Source organism: Stenotrophomonas maltophilia group sp. SKK55 (assembly GCF_057179845.1).
The window spans coordinates 148,441-163,948 of sequence record NZ_JBXUHP010000004.1; the positions used below are offsets into that span (position 1 = coordinate 148,441).

Annotated in this window: 13 protein-coding genes; 4 read left to right on the forward strand and 9 right to left on the reverse strand. The window is 68.7% G+C overall.

Going from position 1 to position 15,508, the window contains the following annotated elements:
• Positions 1 to 113: 113 nt before the first annotated feature.
• The gene (gene dinG / locus AC2A1N_RS02735) at positions 114 to 2,216 is read left to right on the forward strand and encodes an ATP-dependent DNA helicase DinG (protein ID WP_484371429.1); all 2,103 of its coding nucleotides are present in this window, start codon (positions 114 to 116) and stop codon (positions 2,214 to 2,216) included.
• Between the two features lie 105 nt (positions 2,217 to 2,321).
• Here the strand turns inward: dinG and ilvD are convergent, their stop codons facing one another.
• Positions 2,322 to 4,160 (reverse strand): dihydroxy-acid dehydratase, encoded by a 1,839-nt coding sequence (gene ilvD, locus AC2A1N_RS02740; RefSeq protein WP_061479009.1) that lies wholly within the window; start codon positions 4,158 to 4,160, stop codon positions 2,322 to 2,324.
• Between the two features lie 367 nt (positions 4,161 to 4,527).
• On the opposite strand from ilvD, the gene AC2A1N_RS02745 reads away from it, so the two are divergent.
• Genes AC2A1N_RS02745 through AC2A1N_RS02755 form a run of 3 tightly spaced genes read left to right on the forward strand, consistent with a single transcriptional unit; the run spans position 4,528 to position 6,933 of the window.
• Positions 4,528 to 5,100, forward strand: coding sequence for a DUF1190 domain-containing protein (locus AC2A1N_RS02745; protein ID WP_005420172.1), 573 nt, complete (start codon positions 4,528 to 4,530; stop codon positions 5,098 to 5,100).
• A 7-nt stretch (positions 5,101 to 5,107) separates the two neighbouring features.
• Entirely contained in the window at positions 5,108 to 6,286 is a 1,179-nt protein-coding gene (locus tag AC2A1N_RS02750; RefSeq protein WP_484371431.1) for a glutathionylspermidine synthase family protein, read from the forward strand.
• Positions 6,286 to 6,933, forward strand: a complete 648-nt coding sequence (locus AC2A1N_RS02755; RefSeq protein WP_484371433.1) for a hypothetical protein — start codon at positions 6,286 to 6,288, stop codon at positions 6,931 to 6,933. Before AC2A1N_RS02750 ends, AC2A1N_RS02755 begins: the two co-directional genes overlap by 1 nt.
• An 85-nt stretch (positions 6,934 to 7,018) precedes the next feature.
• Here the strand turns inward: AC2A1N_RS02755 and AC2A1N_RS02760 are convergent, their stop codons facing one another.
• From AC2A1N_RS02760 to AC2A1N_RS02795, 8 genes are all read right to left on the reverse strand, one after another.
• Entirely contained in the window at positions 7,019 to 8,317 is a 1,299-nt protein-coding gene (locus tag AC2A1N_RS02760; RefSeq protein ID WP_154351596.1) for a DUF58 domain-containing protein, read from the reverse strand.
• Entirely contained in the window at positions 8,314 to 9,300 is a 987-nt protein-coding gene (locus tag AC2A1N_RS02765; RefSeq protein ID WP_061479013.1) for an AAA family ATPase, read from the reverse strand. The genes AC2A1N_RS02760 and AC2A1N_RS02765 overlap by 4 nt, the downstream gene beginning before the upstream one ends.
• Entirely contained in the window at positions 9,297 to 10,481 is a 1,185-nt protein-coding gene (locus tag AC2A1N_RS02770; RefSeq protein ID WP_061479014.1) for a DUF4350 domain-containing protein, read from the reverse strand. Before AC2A1N_RS02770 ends, AC2A1N_RS02765 begins: the two co-directional genes overlap by 4 nt.
• A complete protein-coding gene (locus tag AC2A1N_RS02775; protein ID WP_484371436.1) occupies positions 10,478 to 12,094 on the reverse strand; it encodes a DUF4129 domain-containing protein in 1,617 nt (538 codons plus the stop codon). Before AC2A1N_RS02775 ends, AC2A1N_RS02770 begins: the two co-directional genes overlap by 4 nt.
• The gene (locus AC2A1N_RS02780) at positions 12,084 to 13,076 is read right to left on the reverse strand and encodes a stage II sporulation protein M (protein ID WP_484371438.1); all 993 of its coding nucleotides are present in this window, start codon (positions 13,074 to 13,076) and stop codon (positions 12,084 to 12,086) included. Before AC2A1N_RS02780 ends, AC2A1N_RS02775 begins: the two co-directional genes overlap by 11 nt.
• Positions 13,073 to 13,762, reverse strand: a complete 690-nt coding sequence (locus AC2A1N_RS02785; protein WP_072168016.1) for an RDD family protein — start codon at positions 13,760 to 13,762, stop codon at positions 13,073 to 13,075. Before AC2A1N_RS02785 ends, AC2A1N_RS02780 begins: the two co-directional genes overlap by 4 nt.
• 123 nt (positions 13,763 to 13,885) lie before the next feature.
• Positions 13,886 to 14,416: a gamma carbonic anhydrase family protein gene (locus AC2A1N_RS02790; protein ID WP_484371440.1), complete on the reverse strand. Its 531-nt coding sequence runs from the start codon at positions 14,414 to 14,416 to the stop codon at positions 13,886 to 13,888.
• 142 nt (positions 14,417 to 14,558) lie between these two features.
• Complete coding sequence (locus AC2A1N_RS02795) at positions 14,559 to 15,380, reverse strand: nucleotidyltransferase domain-containing protein (RefSeq protein ID WP_180883695.1); 822 nt, start codon at positions 15,378 to 15,380, stop codon at positions 14,559 to 14,561.
• Positions 15,381 to 15,508: the final 128 nt, after the last annotated feature.

Here is a 15,508-nt window from a genome sequence, read left to right on the forward strand (position 1 = left end):
GTGTTCATCCAGCCGCCGGGCGTCGCCGCTGCCCCGTTCAGGCAGCCAGCGGCGGCGGACATGGCCGGCCATGCGACAATGACCGGCCCGATCCAGCCACGGTAATTTCCGGCGTGACCGAAACCGTCGCCGCTCCGCGCACGCTCGATGACCCCTTGAAGGACGCGATCCGCAAGGCGTACACGACGCTGCAGGCCAATACTCCCGGCTTCTCCACCCGCCGTTCGCAGAGCCAGATGATCGGCGTGGTGTCGCGCGCGCTGTCGAAGAGCGGCGGCGTTGGCGTGGTCGAGGCGCCGACCGGCGTCGGCAAGAGCCTGGGTTACCTCACCGCAGGCGTGCCGATTGCGCTGGCCACCAGGAAGAAGCTGGTGATCAGCACCGGCACCGTGGCGCTGCAGTCGCAGCTGGTCGAGCGGGATATCCCGAATTTCCTCAAGGCCACCGGCCTGGAAGCAACCGTGGCGCTGGCCAAGGGCCGTACCCGCTACCTGTGCACGCGCAACGCCGCCGAAGCACAGGGCGAGGGCTCGCAGGGCGGCATGTTCGAGGAGGATGCACCACTGTTCGACCGGCCGCTGGCGCCGATCGAGATGGACATCGCCAAGCGCCTGACCGATGCCTTCACCGGCGGCAGCTGGGACGGCGATATCGACAATGCGCCGGAGACCATCAGCCCCGGCCTGCGCAGCCGCATCACCACGCCGGCTTCGGGCTGCGCCGGGCGCCGTTGTGCGTATTCGGCGCAGTGCGCGGTGCTGCGTTCACGCAACACCGTGCGCGATGCGCAGATCGTGGTCACCAACCACGCGCTGCTGCTGTCGGCGCTGTCGATCGGCGACAGCGACAACGGCCAGCCGTTGATCGCGCCGCCGTCGGACATGCTGCTGGTGCTGGACGAAGGCCATCACATCGGCAACGTGGCGATCGACCAGGGCGCGGCCAGCCTCGCGCTGGATGAAATGGCCAAGCGTACCGGCCGCCTGCAGATCCTGATTGCCGGTGCCTACCGCGCGGTCGACAAGGACCGCCTCGGCAACCTGCTGCCGAACGAAGCGATCGAGGTGGCCAGCAACGTCGCCAAGCAGTTGCGCGCGTTCCGCGATCACATCGAGCGGGTGTGGATGCCGGCGCCGGCGGACGAGGAGCCGATGTGGCGTGCGGCCAATGGACGCCTGCCCGAGGCCTGGCGCGAGCCGATCGAGGCACTGGCCGACGAGACCCGCAGCCTCTACAACTGGGCGCATGCCGCCACCGCGCAGGTGGCCAAGGGCAAGCCGGACGATGCCGCGCGCGAGCGCCTGCAGCGCAACCTGGGCATGGCGCTGGAAATGATCGAGCAACAGTACAACCTGTGGCAGGCGTGGCGCCGCGAGGACAAGGACGGCGCGCCGCCGATGGCGCGCTGGGTCACCGCCACCCGCGACGGCGACCTGGTGCTGCATGGCTCGCCGGTGTCGGCCGCGCACGTGCTGCGCAAGCTGCTGTGGGATGAAGTGGATTCGGTGGTGATGACCTCGGCGACGCTGACCGGCGGCGGCGATTTCCAGTCGCTGGCGATCGACAACGGCATCCCCGAAGAGGCCGAGATGGTCTCGCTGTCGTCGCCGTTCGACCTGCCCAACCAGGCCGAGCTGATCGTGCCCAGGTTCCCGGTCACCCCGGACGACCGCGAAGGCCATCCGCGTGAGGTGGCGCGCTACCTGGATACCGAGCTGGATTGGGCCAAGGGCTCGATGGTGCTGTTCACCTCGCGCTGGAAGATGGAAAAGGTGGCCGGGCTGATGTCGGCGGCGCGCCGCAAGCAGGTGCTGGTGCAGGGCGAGATGTCCAAGACCCGGCTGATCGAAGAGCACCTGCGCCGCGTCGAAGCGGGTGAGGGTTCGGTGCTGTTCGGCCTGAACTCGTTCGGCGAAGGCCTCGACCTGCCCGGCGAAGCCTGCACCACGGTGGTGATCACCCAGGTACCGTTCGCGGTGCCGACCGATCCGCAGACCGCCACGCTCAGCGAATGGTTCGAGGGCCGCGGGCTCAATGCGTTCAACCTGATCGCCATTCCGCACGCGCTGCGCACGTTGACCCAGTTCGCCGGCCGCCTGATCCGCACCTCCACCGACACCGGCCGCGTGATCATCCTCGATTCGCGGCTGCTGACCCGCCGCTACGGCAAGCGCATCATCGACGCGCTGCCGCCGTTCAAGCGCGTGATCGGCTGAAAAAAGGGGACGGAGGGGATTAAGTCGTTTGAGGCACAGACGACTTAATCCCCTCCGTCCCTTTTTTTAAGATGCCGGCCAGCGGCCGGCACTACCGGATCGGCATCAATCGCCGAGCAGGGCGGTGTTGCGTACGGCACCCTTGTCGGCGCTGGTGGCGAGCAGAGCGTAAGCCTTCAGGGCGCTGGTGACCTTGCGCGGGCGCGGTGCGCGTGGCTTCCAGCCGCGTGCATCGGCCTCGCTGCGGCGCTGGGCCAGCGTGGCCTCATCCAGCAGCAGGTCGATGCGGCGGGCCGGGATGTCGATGCGGATGCGGTCGCCATCTTCCACCAGGCCGATCGCGCCGCCACTGGCCGCTTCCGGCGAAACGTGGCCGATCGACAGCCCCGAGGTGCCACCGGAGAAGCGGCCATCGGTGAGCAGCGCGCACTGCTTGCCCAGTCCCTTCGACTTCAGGTAGCTGGTCGGGTACAGCATCTCCTGCATGCCCGGGCCGCCCTTCGGGCCCTCGTAACGGATCACCACGACGTCGCCCGGTTGTACCTCGTCGGCGAGGATGCCGGCGACGGCGGCGTCCTGGCTTTCATAGACGCGCGCGGGGCCTTCGAACACATGGATCGATTCGTCCACGCCGGCGGTTTTCACCACGCAGCCATCGACGGCCAGATTGCCGCGCAGTACAGCCAGGCCACCCTCCAGCGAATACGCATGTTGCAGCGAGCGGATGCAGCCCTCGGCGCGGTCCAGGTCCAGCGCGGGCCAGCGCGTGGCCTGGCTGAAGGCCTCCTGCGTGGGGATGCCGGCCGGACCGGCCTTGAAGAAGGTGTGCAGGGTGTCGTTGTCACTGCGCACCACGTCCCAGCGCTCCAGCGCCTCGGCCAGGCTGGCGCTGTGCACGGTCGGCACTGTGGTATCGAGCAGGCCGGCGCGATCCAGCTCCCCGAGGATGCCGAACACGCCGCCGGCGCGGTGCACGTCCTCGATGTGGTACTTCGGTGTGTTCGGCGCCACCTTGCACAGCTGCGGGACGCGTCGCGACAGCGCGTCGATGTGGGTCAGGTCGAAGTCGACCTCCGCTTCCTGCGCTGCGGCCAGCAGATGCAGGATGGTGTTGGTGGAGCCGCCCATGGCGATGTCCAGGGTCATCGCGTTGGCGAACGCGGCCTGGGTGGCGATCCCGCGCGGCAGCGCGCTCGGGTCTTCGCCGCCGTACCAGCGATGGCAGAGCTCGACGATCAGGCGGCCGGCGCGGCGGAACAGCGCCTCGCGGTCGGCATGGGTGGCCAGCGTAGTGCCGTTGCCGGGCAGCGACAGGCCCAGCGCTTCGGTCAGGCAGTTCATCGAGTTGGCGGTGAACATGCCCGAGCAGGAGCCGCAGGTGGGGCAGGCGCTGCGTTCAAAGGCTGCGACCTTCTCGTCGGAGGCGCTGTCATCGGCGGCCACCACCATCGCGTCGACCAGGTCCAGCTTGTGCTCGGACAGCTTGGTCTTGCCCGCTTCCATCGGCCCGCCGGAGACGAACACCACCGGGATGTCCAGGCGCAGCGCAGCCATCAGCATGCCGGGGGTGATCTTGTCGCAGTTGCTGATGCACACCAGCGCGTCGGCGCAGTGCGCGTTGACCATGTACTCCACGGCGTCGGCGATGATCTCGCGGCTGGGCAGCGAATACAGCATGCCGTCGTGGCCCATCGCGATGCCGTCGTCCACGGCGATGGTGTTGAATTCCTTGGCGACGCCACCGACCTGTTCGATTTCGCGCGCGACCAGCTGGCCGAGGTCCTTCAGGTGCACGTGGCCGGGCACGAACTGGGTGAAGGAGTTGGCGATGGCAATGATCGGCTTGTGGAAGTCGCCGTCCTTCATGCCGGTGGCACGCCACAGGGCGCGGGCGCCGGCCATGTTGCGGCCGGCGGTGGAGGTGCGGGAACGGTATTCGGGCATGGCGGGCGGAACGGGCGGGCCGTACGACGTGGGGGTCAGCCGATCATGGCCAATTTTTTCGGTTGCTGCTGCAACCACCGGGAAGGGAGTGGCAGGGCTGCGCCCTGCACCCGTGGTAGCGCCGGCCGCTGGCCGGCAACCTCAACAGCATCAGCTGGGCTATCCGCGGGACCCAGCCCGCCTTCGACAGTTTCCTGTGGCTGTTGGTAGGTGTCGACCTTGGTCGACACGATGGATCCACGTCATGCGTGGCTGATGGGGAACGACGAAAATGAAATTCCGTTCATCTTTCCCACTTTGCCGATTCCGGTTGTTGGTGAGGATTTGGCATCATTGGGGCATTGATCCGTCGACAGGGCATGAGGCCATGAAACGTTCCCGCACCACCGCGCTGCTGCTGATGAGCGCCGCGCCGCTGCTGTTCACCGCCTGCCAGAAGGAGCCGGAAGTGAAGGTGCAGGAAGGCCTGTACACCTCGGTCGAGGCCTGCACCGAGGCCACCGGCGACCCGTCGTCGTGCCGCAATGCCTTCGCCGAAGCGCAGAAGCAGGCCGCCGATGCGGCGCCGAAGTACGCCAGCAAGGAAGCCTGCGAGAAGGATTACAAGCCGGAGCAGTGCGTGCAGCAGCACACCTCGGCCGGCACCTCGTTCATCGGCCCGATGATGATGGGCTTCTTCATGTCGCAGATGCTGAGCAACCGCGGCGGCCTCGCCCCGCAGGCGCCGGCGTCGGCACCGGCTTACCAGGACAAGAACGCTGGCTGGGCGCGCCCGGCACCGGGCGGCACCGGTGGCCTGAACACCGCCAGCGGCATCGGTGCCGGCAAGGCCGGCCTGGCACCGGTCACCAGCGAACCGAACCGTGCGGTCACTGCCAGCCGTGGTGGCTTCGGCAACACCAGCGCACGCCGCAGCACCAGCGGCAGCTACGGCGGCTGATCGACCCATGCAGCGCATCCGGATTGCCGAGCGTGCCCAGTGGCGGGCACGCGCGGAGGAAGCGGGTTTCCGTTTCCATACCATCGATGGCCAGCCCTACTGGGATGAAAGCGCGTACTACGCCTTCACCCTGCGCCAGATCGAACAGGACATCGAAGACCCCAGTGCCGAGCTGCACCAGATGGCGCTGGATCTGGTCGGTGATGTCATCGGCAGCGAGCGGTTGATGGACCAGCTGGCGATTCCGTCGCATTACCGCGACTGGATCGCCGACAGCTGGCGCCAGCGCCAGCCGCACCTTTACGGCCGCCTGGACCTGGCCTACGACGGCACCGGTCCGGCCAAGCTGTACGAGCTGAACTACGACACGCCGACCTCGCTGTTCGAGGCCAGCTTCTTCCAGTGGCAGTGGCTGGAAGACCAGCGCAACGCCGGCCGCCTGCCGCAGCATGCCGACCAGTTCAATGCGATCCATGAGGCACTGGTCGAGCGCTTCGGCGAACTGGCCACGCAGCTGCCGCCGCCGCTGTACTTCAGCGCGGTGGGAAGCTCGGAAGAAGACCGTGGCACGGTCGAGTACCTGCGCGACTGCGCGTCGCAGGCCGGCATGCATGGCCAGGCCATCGCGATCGAGGACATCGGCCTGTCCGAGGACGGCCGCTTCACCGCGCTGGATGATTCGGTGATCGGCACGCTGTTCAAGCTGTACCCGCTGGAAGACCTGATGGCCGAAGAGTTCGGCCGCGCGCTGCCCGGTTCGGGCGTGCAGTTGCTGGAGCCGGCATGGAAGGCAGTGCTGAGCAACAAGGGCATCCTGCCGTTGCTGTGGCAGCGCAACGTAGGCCATCCGAACCTGCTGGAGGCGCACTTCGATGACGGCAGCGCGCTGGCGTCGGGCTGGGTGCGCAAGCCGCTGTTCTCGCGCGAAGGTGCCAACATCGAGATGCACCTGGCCGATGGCAGCACCCAGCGCAGCGACGGTCCCTATGACGGCCCGGCGATCATCCAGCGCGCCCATCCGCTGACCCGCTTCGAAGGCGGCTACCCGCTGATCGGCAGCTGGGTGGTGGGTGACCACGCCTGCGGCATCGGCATCCGCGAGGACGACAGCGCGATCACCCGCGACAGTGCGCGCTTCGTGCCGCACGCGATCGTCGACGAGGCGCCGACGCGGATCTACGTCTGATGACGGTGCGGCGTTGGCCTGGCCGGCATGGACGTGCCACGCCCGCGCCGGGCCGGCATTTCGATGACGGGCGCAGCCTGCAGGCCTTCGCGGACCGCGTCGCGGTGCGTTGCCACCGCTGCGATGCCCCCGGTTGGGTGATCGCCCGCTGGGAACCCTATCGATGGACCGCGCGTTTCCGCTGCACCGCTTGCAGCGCTGCATTGGACAGCGGCGACTGGGTGGGTGCAGTCCGCATTCTGGGCCGCCATCCCTGTGGATTCTGCGGGCATCAGTGGCTGCATGTGTGTCGGCCGATTCCCGCCGGCATCCCCGCGCCTGCCTCCTTCCCCGCCCGATGCGCACAGTGCGATCGCAGCACCGAGGTCACGGTGTTGACGCGTCCCCTGCGTGACGCCGAGCCTGCCGATCCGCATTTCGGTCTGCCGCTGCGCCTGGTCGAATCGACCCGCGCGGGCCTGCTGTGGGCCTACAACGCCGAACATCTGCAGGCACTGCACGAATACGCGGGCGCGACGCTGCGCGAAGGCCGCGGCCATCATCGATCCATGTTCTCGCGCCTGCCGCAGTGGATGAAGCTGGCCCGTAACCGGGTGCTGCTGCAGCGTGCGGTGGAGCGGTTGCAGCGGCGCTTGCTGCAGGGGTAGGTAGTGCCGGCCGCTGGCCGGCAGCCGAGCATGGGCTCGGCGCTACAGACAACCCGATCCGTGTAGAGCCGAGCCCGCGCTCGGCTCAGAGCAGCCCTTCGCGCTTCACCGCCAGGTAGCGCTCCACCAGCGCGCCGGGCAGGGCGTCGGCGGTGACGTCCAGCACCATCACCTTCTCGCTGCGCAGCGCTTCGTGCGCCTTCGCGCGCTGCTGCAGGTACAGCGCGGCGGCACCGGCCTGGGTGGCGTCTTCCAGTGTCTGCACTTCGCCCTCCAGCACGCCGTCCAGCTCGCGCTCGCGCAGGCTGGCCACGCACACCAGGTGGCGCCGCTGCAGCAGGCGCACCGCCGCCAGCAGGTCTTCGATGTCTTCATCGCGCACGTTGCTGACCAGCATCACCAGCGCACGTCGCCGCTGGCGCAGCGATACCTCGGTGGCGGCGGCCAGGTAGTCGGTGGCCACCGCGCGTGGCTGCAGATCGTAGCTGGCGCGCAGCAGGTGCTCGACCGTGCCCATGCCGCGCTGCGGCGCGACCCAGCGGCGTTCGCCACCGGCAGCGAACAGGCCGGCGGCATCGCCCTGGCGCAGCGCCAGGTAGGCCACCACCAGCGAGGCATTCAAGGCATGGTCGAAGTGCGAGAGCCCGCCTTCGCTGGCCAGCATGCGCCGGCCACTGTCGAGCATCAGCAGCAACTGCTGGTTCTTCTCGTCCTGGTACTCGCGCGAGATCAGCTTGCGCGCACGCGCGGTGGCCTTCCAGTCCAGCTGGCGCAGGCTGTCGCCGACGCGATACTCGCGCATCTGGTGGAAGTCGGTGCCTTCACCACGGCGGCGCTTCACGTGTGCACCGACCAGCCGCGAGGCCTGGTCAGCACTGAACAACGCAAAGCGCGTGAGCGGGACGAAGTTCGGATAGACCCGCACGTCCAGTACGGGCGGCAGCGTGCGTTGCTGCCACCACAGGCGCCACGGCGAGCGCATGCGCAGGTGCACGCCTTCGAAGCGGAAGTGCCCGCGCTGCAGCGGCTGCAGGTGATAGTGCAGCGTGGAGGCGCTACCGGCCCGCAGGCGCACGCGCTGTGGCAGCGATTCCAGCGGCCAGCCGCCGGGGACCAGGTCGAACACCTGCACCGTCATCGCTTGCTCGGCCTGCAGCCGCAGCGCCGCCTCGCGGCGCACGCCCAGCGCCAGCGCTTCGGGCAGTTCGCGCTGTACCTGCGGCGACGGACGCCGCGATTGCCGCCACAGGTCGAACAGCGCAGGCAACGCGATGGCCGCCGCGGCCAGCGCCCAGCTCCAGCGCGGCAGCAACCCGCCCAGCACCAGGCCGCCCAGGGCGGCCCAGGCCAGCAGCAGCGCCAGCAGCAGCGGGGCAGGCCTCATCGGCGCGGTGCTTCCACCTTGGCCAGCAGTGCGCCCAGCACGTCGTCGGCGTCCTGGCCTTCGATCTGCAGCTCCGGGGCCAGTGCAATGCGGTGGCGCAGTGCCGGGCGAGCAATGTCGCGCACGTCGTCGGGCGTGACGAAGTCACGGCCGGCCAGCACCGCCTGCGCGCGCGAGGCACGCACCAGCGCGATGCTGCCGCGCGGGCCAGCGCCGACCGCGATGCCTGGCCACTGCCTCGTGGCCGCCACAATCCGCACCGCGTAGTCGATCACTTCGTCATCGACGGTGATCGCCGCGGTCGCACGCTGCAGTTCCAGCAGTTCGCCGGCACCGAGCACGCGTGGCACCTGGCTCAGGTCGAAATCGCTGGCGGCACGGCCACTGGTGATCGCGGTCACCATGCGCTTCTCGTCCTCCAGTTGCGGGTAGTCGATCAGCACCTTCAGCAGGAAGCGGTCCAGCTGTGCCTCTGGCAGCGGGTAGGTGCCTTCCTGCTCCAGCGGGTTCTGCGTGGCCAGCGCCATGAACGGCGGCGCCAGGGTGAACGCCTTGCCTTCGATGGTCACCTGGCCTTCCTGCATCACTTCCAGCAGTGCCGACTGGGTCTTGGCCGGCGCACGGTTGATCTCGTCGGCCAACAGCAGATTGGTGAACACCGGGCCACGGCGGATCCTGAAGCTCTCGCTCTTCGGGTCGTACACCGCATGGCCACTGACGTCGCTGGGCATCAGGTCGGGGGTGAACTGCACGCGGCCATAATCCAGCTCCAGCGCCTGCGCGAGTGCCCGCACCAGCAGGGTCTTGCCCAGCCCGGGCACGCCCTCGATCAGCACATGGCCACCGGCCAGCAGGGCCACCAGGATCTGGTCCAGTACATCGGCCTGGCCAATGAAGGCGTGGCCGACGGCATCGCGGATGGCATCGACGCGTTCGATCAGGCGGGCGTTGGCGGCCGCCGGCAGCTCGGGGACTTCGGTCATAGCAGGGATCTCATCTGGAGCAGCAAGCGGATGCGCTCGCGCAGGGCGGAGGAATCGTGCGGCGGAGGCGGCGTGAGCGCGCTGGCAACGCGGCCTTGCGGCCACTTCAGCAGTTCGGCGATGGCCTGTTCGCGGGGGGCGCCCTCCAGTGCGGCAGCCACCGGTGCGCGCAGGCGCAGGCGATGCAGGAACAGGGCGAGCACGGCGTGGTACAGGCGCGCGCCGTGGCCGAAGCGCAGCAGCAGCTCGCCGCTGGCACGCACGTGTTCCAGCAGCGAGCGGCGTTCCAGCACCGGCGACGGCAGGCGGCTGCCGAAGCGTTGCGAACGGCCCCACAGCCAGCCCAGCAGGGCCAGCAGCAGCGGCGCCCACACCGGCCAGCCCTGGTAGAACAGGCGCGCCCACAGCGACGGCGGGCGGCTGGCGTAGACCAGCCAGAAAGTGCCCTTGCCGTAGTTCGGATCGAGCAGATAACGGGTCAGGTCGCGGTGCGAGAGATCGTGCAGGCCGTCGCTCGCCTTGCCCGCAGCCGACGCCAGGCGTGCTGCCGGCGAATCCACCTCGCCGCGCATGAACTCCATGTCGGCCAGCACGCTCACCTTGCCCTGCCCGTGGCGCAGTCGCGCGAACACCAGGTTGCGCTCGTTGCCCCAACGCCGTTCGGCTTGTGTACGGGCGGCAAAGCCCAGCGTGAAGCGGCGACCACCGCAGAACTCCACATGGCTGGGATCGTCGATGACGTGGAACGGCTGGCAGTCGCTCTGCTGGTACAGGCTGTCCACGCCGAGCTGGTCCAGCAGCGGTCCCTGCGTACTGCTGGCGTCGTCCTCTGCGGGTGGCGGCGTACGCACCAGCAGATGGCCACCACCATCGACCCAGGCCAGCAGGGCCCTGGCCGCCGGTGCCGGCAGTTCGCTGCTGTCCTGCAGCAGCACCACCGTATCGCGCGGACCCAGCGCCATCTGCTGCAGGTCCAGCCGCGGCCGCGAGTGCACGTCGATGCCATCGGCGCGCAGTGCCTGGCCAAGCACGTACAGCGGGTTGTAGCCAGCTTCGCCCTGCGGCGGCAGCTGCACGGTCTCGGTCACCCGCTCATGCGTGCGCAGAAAGAGGATCGTCAGCGGTACGCCGAGCAGCACCAGCCCGCCCAGCAACAGCGACCAGAACAGGCGCGGGCTCATGCCAGCCACCGGTATTGCTGGCGCAGCGTGTCGGCCAGTGCATCGAAATCGGCGCGGCTGGGCAGGCGGCCACCGTAGGCGGCGTACTGCCACATGCGCACGATGCGCGCGAACAGGTCACGGTCGGTGGCATCGGGCATGCGCCGCGAGGCGCGAAGGCATTGCGCTTCGGTGGCACCGGGCGGAAGCGCGATGCCGCTGCGCTCGCCCACGGTGCGTACGCTGGCGCGGTACAGCAGGGCCAGCGCCTGACGCGGCCGGCCCTGGTCCCACAGCAGGCCGGCCTGGGTGGCCACGTCCGGCGGCAGCACGACCGGCAGCTCCACCTGCTCCTCCACCACCTGTGGTGCAGCCTCGGCCTTGCGCCGGCCACTGCCGCGCAGCCACGGCAGCCACAGACGGGCGGTCAACAACAGCACCAGCAGCAGGACGCCCAGCAGGCCCCACAGACCCCACTCGGCCAGGCGCGCCAGCCAGGCAATGCTGGCCTTGCGGTTGCTGCGCTCGCCCTTGTCGCTGCCGTCGCTCTGCAGCGCCTTGTCTTCCTTCTTTTTTTCCTCGGCCTGTTCGATCGGCTTCCAGCGCGTGACCTGGCGGGTCGGGCGCTGCAGCGGATCCTCATAGGCGCGGTTCACCGCCTGGCGGAAACCGGCGGTGTCCACCGGCGCCGCACCGAAGATCATCGCCGGCGTATTGGCCGGATCGTTGGCCGCAGTGGCGGGTTCTTCCGCACGGCCCTCGTCCTCTTCGGCATCGCCGGCCTGCCCAGCGACTGTCTGCGCGTCCTGCGCATGCACTGGCGCGGAGGCCAGCGGCAGGGCAAGGCACAGCAGCAGCGCCAGCGTCGATGCTGCCGGCAGCAGCCGCTCGCGCAGGCGGCGCAGGGCGATCTCCACGTCCCACGCTTCCATCTGCGTACGCCGGTTCAAGTACAGGCCGAAGCCGGCGCCGACATAGAACGGTCCGATCAGCACCGATGCCAGCCAGCACGCCAAGTTGAAGCCCAGCTGCGCCCAGGCAGGCGTGTCCTGGCCGATCATGTCCCATGCGGCACGCCATGATTCGGACATCAGCTCCAGTGGCATGAACATGAACACCGCGCCGATCGCGCCGGACACCAGCACCCCTTCAAAGGCCATGCAGGCCACGGTCAGCACGACGGCGGCGCCCGCGGCACCGGCCGCCACGGCGCGGCGGCGTGCACCGCGCTGGGCCGGCGCGTTGCCTTCCAGCAGGTTCACCGGCAGGCACAGGCTGCGCAGTACGCTGAAGCGGCGCCAGCCCAGGTAGCCCCAGAAGCCTGCATTGCCCCAGCTGCGCTGCGCACGCAGCGCTGCCAGCGCGCCCACCGGCTCACCGAAGATGCCGCGCGACAGCACGTACAGCGGTGCGCGCTCGAACAGCGGCTTGCACCACCACATCGCCAGCCAGGCCCAGCCGAACGCATCCAGCCACCAGCCCAACGCGTTGAAGATCACGAACAGCGGCGCACTGGCCAGCAGCCAGCTGCCCCATACCGCACGTGCGTGGCGGCGCGACAGGGCGCTGCCCAGCTCCATTGCTTCCCAGCCACTGCGCGCGCGCAGCGCCACGTCCAGGCGGTCAATGCGCATTGCCGCCTCCGCGCCCGCCGCGCCACAGCCACAGCAGCACGCCGGCCCACAGCACGCCGGCCACGCTGAACTTGCCCCACGCCGGCACTTCGGCAATCGACGACCAGAACGCTTCGATGAACGCGGCCACCAGCAGCATGAACGCCACGCCCAGGCACAGCCGGGCCCCGATGCGGCCGCCTTCGACCAGGGCATCCAGGCGGCTGCGCCGGCCGGGGGCCAGCAGTTTCATGCCCAGCTGCAGGCCGGCACCGCCGGCGATCACGATCGCGGTCAGCTCGAACGCACCATGGCCTGCGACGAAGCGCCAGAACGGATCGCCATGGCCGATGTGCTGCAGGTGGCCGGCCACTGAACCGATGATCACGCCGTTGAACAGCAGCACCAGCAGCGTGCCCAGGCCGGCCAGCAGGCCACTGGCGAAGGTACGCAGGGCGATGCTGATGTTGTTCAGGATGTAGTGGCCGAACATCATCCAGTCCGTGCCGCTGTCACGCCCGAGGCGTTCGGCCGCTGGATCGTACATGCGCTCCATCTCGGCGATCTGGCGGTTGTCCATCACAATGTGGATCAGGTCCGGGTAGAGCTGCGCCAGCACGAAGCAGGCCACCGCCGGCAGCGCGAACATCGCCAGTGCCACCCACATGCTGCGCGCCTGGCTGCGCACCAGCAGCGGGAAGTCGGCCACCAGGAATTCCAGTGCACCGCGCCAGCGCGTCGGCGGCGTGCGGTACAGCACACTGTGGCCCTGCTGCATCAACTGCTGCAGGCGCTGCACCAGCTGCGGGCTGTAGCCGCGCTCGCGGGCCAGTGCCAGCTGCTGGCACAGGCGCCGGTAGCGCTGCGGGAAGGCGGCGTCGTCCACTGCCAGCGCGCTGGCTTTGCGCCGCGTGCGCCGCGCAGCACCAGCACGCAGCAGCAGCCAGTGTTCCAGGTCCTGCCATTCCTGCTGGTAGCGGGCGACGAACTGTTCCTGCTTCATCGCCGCCCCAACAGCCAGTTGGCCATGGCATACAGGCGCAGTACGCCGACCTGGCCGTGGGTGCCGGTCAGCGGTTCGGCGATGCCGGCCAGTTCCTGCTGGCGGGCCGCCGACAGCCGTGGCGCGCGCTCGGCGAAGGCCATCAGCGCGGCCTGCTCTTCCGGTCGCAGCGGCTGCGGCGGGGCCAGCACGCTGTCGATGGTGGGCGGAGGCGGCAGGTACAGCGCGGGCGCATGCACCACCACGGTGCCGGCCACCAGATCGCCCAGGCGACGGCCATGGGGATCGAACAGGCTGCTGATCAGGCCCAGTGCATAGCCGAACGGCAGCATGTCCACGGTGCGCAGCAGGTTGCGGGTGATGGCAGCCATCCAGCCTACCGGCGCGCCATCGCGCGCAAGCACGCGCAGGCCCAGCGCGCGCTTGCCGAGGGTACGGCCCCACAGCGCTTCGCAGACGATCGGGTAGGCCCAGTACACCAGGAACATCAGCACCAGGCCGAGCCCGGAGCCGAACGAATCCAGCAGTGCCAGTGGAATCGACATCACCACCAGTACCGCGATGCGCACACCCAGATCCACCAGCCACGCCATCGCCCGTGGCACCGGGCCGGCTGCCGGCAGCTGCAGCGGCACACCCTCCGGCGTCACCACCTCGCGGTAGGTATCGAGCATCGGTGCGGCCATCAGTGCGATGGCCTTCGTTGTGGGCGCCGGAGTCCTCTCCGGCAGGCAGCCACAGGCATGGGGGTCTCGACAGGTCCTGGTCGGGCCCAGACTTTAGCAGAGCCGCATGGCGGCGTTGGCTGCTCAGCCCAGGTATTCGTCCTTCAGCCGCACGTAGTGGTCGGCCGAGTAGTGCAGCGACTCGATCTCCTTGTCGCTCAGCGTGCGGGCCGGGCGGGCCGGATTGCCCACCCACAGCTCGCCTTCGCCGACCACCTTGCCCGGGCCGACCACCGCACCGGCGCCGACGAAGCCATGGCGCTCGACGCGCGCACCGTCGAGGATGCAGGCGCCCATGCCGATCAGGCTGTAGTCGCCGATCGTGCAGGCATGGATGATGCAGCCGTGGCCGACGGTCACGCCTTCGCCGATCAGGGTCGGGTAGCCGGCCTTGTTGTAGGGGCTGTGGTGGCTGACGTGGATGATGGTGCCGTCCTGCACGTTGGTGCGCGCGCCGATGCGCACGTGATTGACATCACCGCGGATGATCGTGCCCGGCCACACCGATACGTCCTCGGCCAGCTCCACGTCACCGATGACGGTGCAGGCCGGATCGATGTACACGCGCTCGCCGAGGACGGGCATCTTGTCGCGGAAGGGGCGCAGCGGGTTCATCGGTGTCTCCGGAAATCAGGGTGTTCGCGACGATGATACCCGTGTGGTAGTGCCGGCCGCTGGCTGGCAACGTCAATGGGCGTACCTGGAATTCTGGGGTTGCCGGCCAGCGGCCGGCACGACCGGAAGCAGCTGCGGCGCTTCATGCCGGCGCGTGCTTGGCCAGCACCTGCCGGAACAGCTCATCCAGCCACGCCGCATCACCGTGTCCTACGGGCAGCTGTGGCGCCTGCGCAGTCCGGGTGGCCAGCTCACGATCGATGAAATCGCTGATCGCCGCGATGCGGGGTCCGGCATTGACCTCGGCACTGGCGCGTTTCACTACCAGCAGGGCATCGATGGCTTCACGCACCGGGCCATGCGGCAGCAGTCGATCCAGCAGATCCTCGAAGGCCATCGGCGGAGGTGTCTGCTCGTGCTCGATCCACTGGCAGGCCAGCAGTGGGCGCAGCACGTACAGGTACTTCTTGGTGCGTACCATCTCGCCACGCAGGTACCCGCGATGGTTCGAGCGCGCCATGCTGAAGTAGTGCCACCACGTGCCCAGCGGCGAATAGAAGGACTTTGCGGCCTCCCACAGCTGCACCACGGCGGCGTCGTCCTGCCGGTACACGATCGGCGAACGCAGCCATTCGATCAGTGTCGGATTGGATTTTGAGACCAGCCGCAGTGCCTTGCGCAGGTCCCAGCCGCTGACGTCGAGCTCATCGTCGATCGGCAGTTCGATCACATCGCGCTGCGCTTCGCCGGGACCGGTGCTCTCGTTGACGCTGAGATACCACGGCTGGCGATGCACGTAGATGAAGCGTGCGTCGTAGTCGCTGTCCGGCGAAGAGAAGCCCCAGCCACGGCTGCCGGATTCGCAGGCCAGCAGCACGCGTACGTCGTAGCGCTGTTCGATGTCGGCCAGGGTGGAAAGGATGGCGGCGCGCTTGTCCGGCGCGATCGGGTGGATGTCGTCCATGCAGTTGTGTTCTTAATGTCGAGCGTTCTCGACTGTAGCGCAGGTCTGCATCGCTGCGCTCGCCGGGCATGGCCCGGCGCTACCAGAGGGTGACGTTCGTCGACGAGGCATGACGGGGTAGCGCCGGG

Bases quoted from the DNA above. Each gene is read 5' to 3' on its own strand.
- ilvD (WP_061479009.1), bottom strand. From the start codon at position 4,160: ATGCCCGAATACCGTTCCCGCACCTCCACCGCCGGCCGCAACATGGCC.
- AC2A1N_RS02745 (WP_005420172.1), top strand. From the start codon at position 4,528: ATGAAACGTTCCCGCACCACCGCGCTGCTGCTGATGAGCGCCGCGCCG.
- AC2A1N_RS02750 (WP_484371431.1), top strand. From the start codon at position 5,108: ATGCAGCGCATCCGGATTGCCGAGCGTGCCCAGTGGCGGGCACGCGCG.
- AC2A1N_RS02755 (WP_484371433.1), top strand. From the start codon at position 6,286: ATGACGGTGCGGCGTTGGCCTGGCCGGCATGGACGTGCCACGCCCGCG.
- AC2A1N_RS02760 (WP_154351596.1), bottom strand. From the start codon at position 8,317: ATGAGGCCTGCCCCGCTGCTGCTGGCGCTGCTGCTGGCCTGGGCCGCC.
- AC2A1N_RS02765 (WP_061479013.1), bottom strand. From the start codon at position 9,300: ATGACCGAAGTCCCCGAGCTGCCGGCGGCCGCCAACGCCCGCCTGATC.
- AC2A1N_RS02770 (WP_061479014.1), bottom strand. From the start codon at position 10,481: ATGAGCCCGCGCCTGTTCTGGTCGCTGTTGCTGGGCGGGCTGGTGCTG.
- AC2A1N_RS02775 (WP_484371436.1), bottom strand. From the start codon at position 12,094: ATGCGCATTGACCGCCTGGACGTGGCGCTGCGCGCGCGCAGTGGCTGG.
- AC2A1N_RS02780 (WP_484371438.1), bottom strand. From the start codon at position 13,076: ATGAAGCAGGAACAGTTCGTCGCCCGCTACCAGCAGGAATGGCAGGAC.
- AC2A1N_RS02785 (WP_072168016.1), bottom strand. From the start codon at position 13,762: ATGGCCGCACCGATGCTCGATACCTACCGCGAGGTGGTGACGCCGGAG.
- AC2A1N_RS02790 (WP_484371440.1), bottom strand. From the start codon at position 14,416: ATGAACCCGCTGCGCCCCTTCCGCGACAAGATGCCCGTCCTCGGCGAG.
- AC2A1N_RS02795 (WP_180883695.1), bottom strand. From the start codon at position 15,380: ATGGACGACATCCACCCGATCGCGCCGGACAAGCGCGCCGCCATCCTT.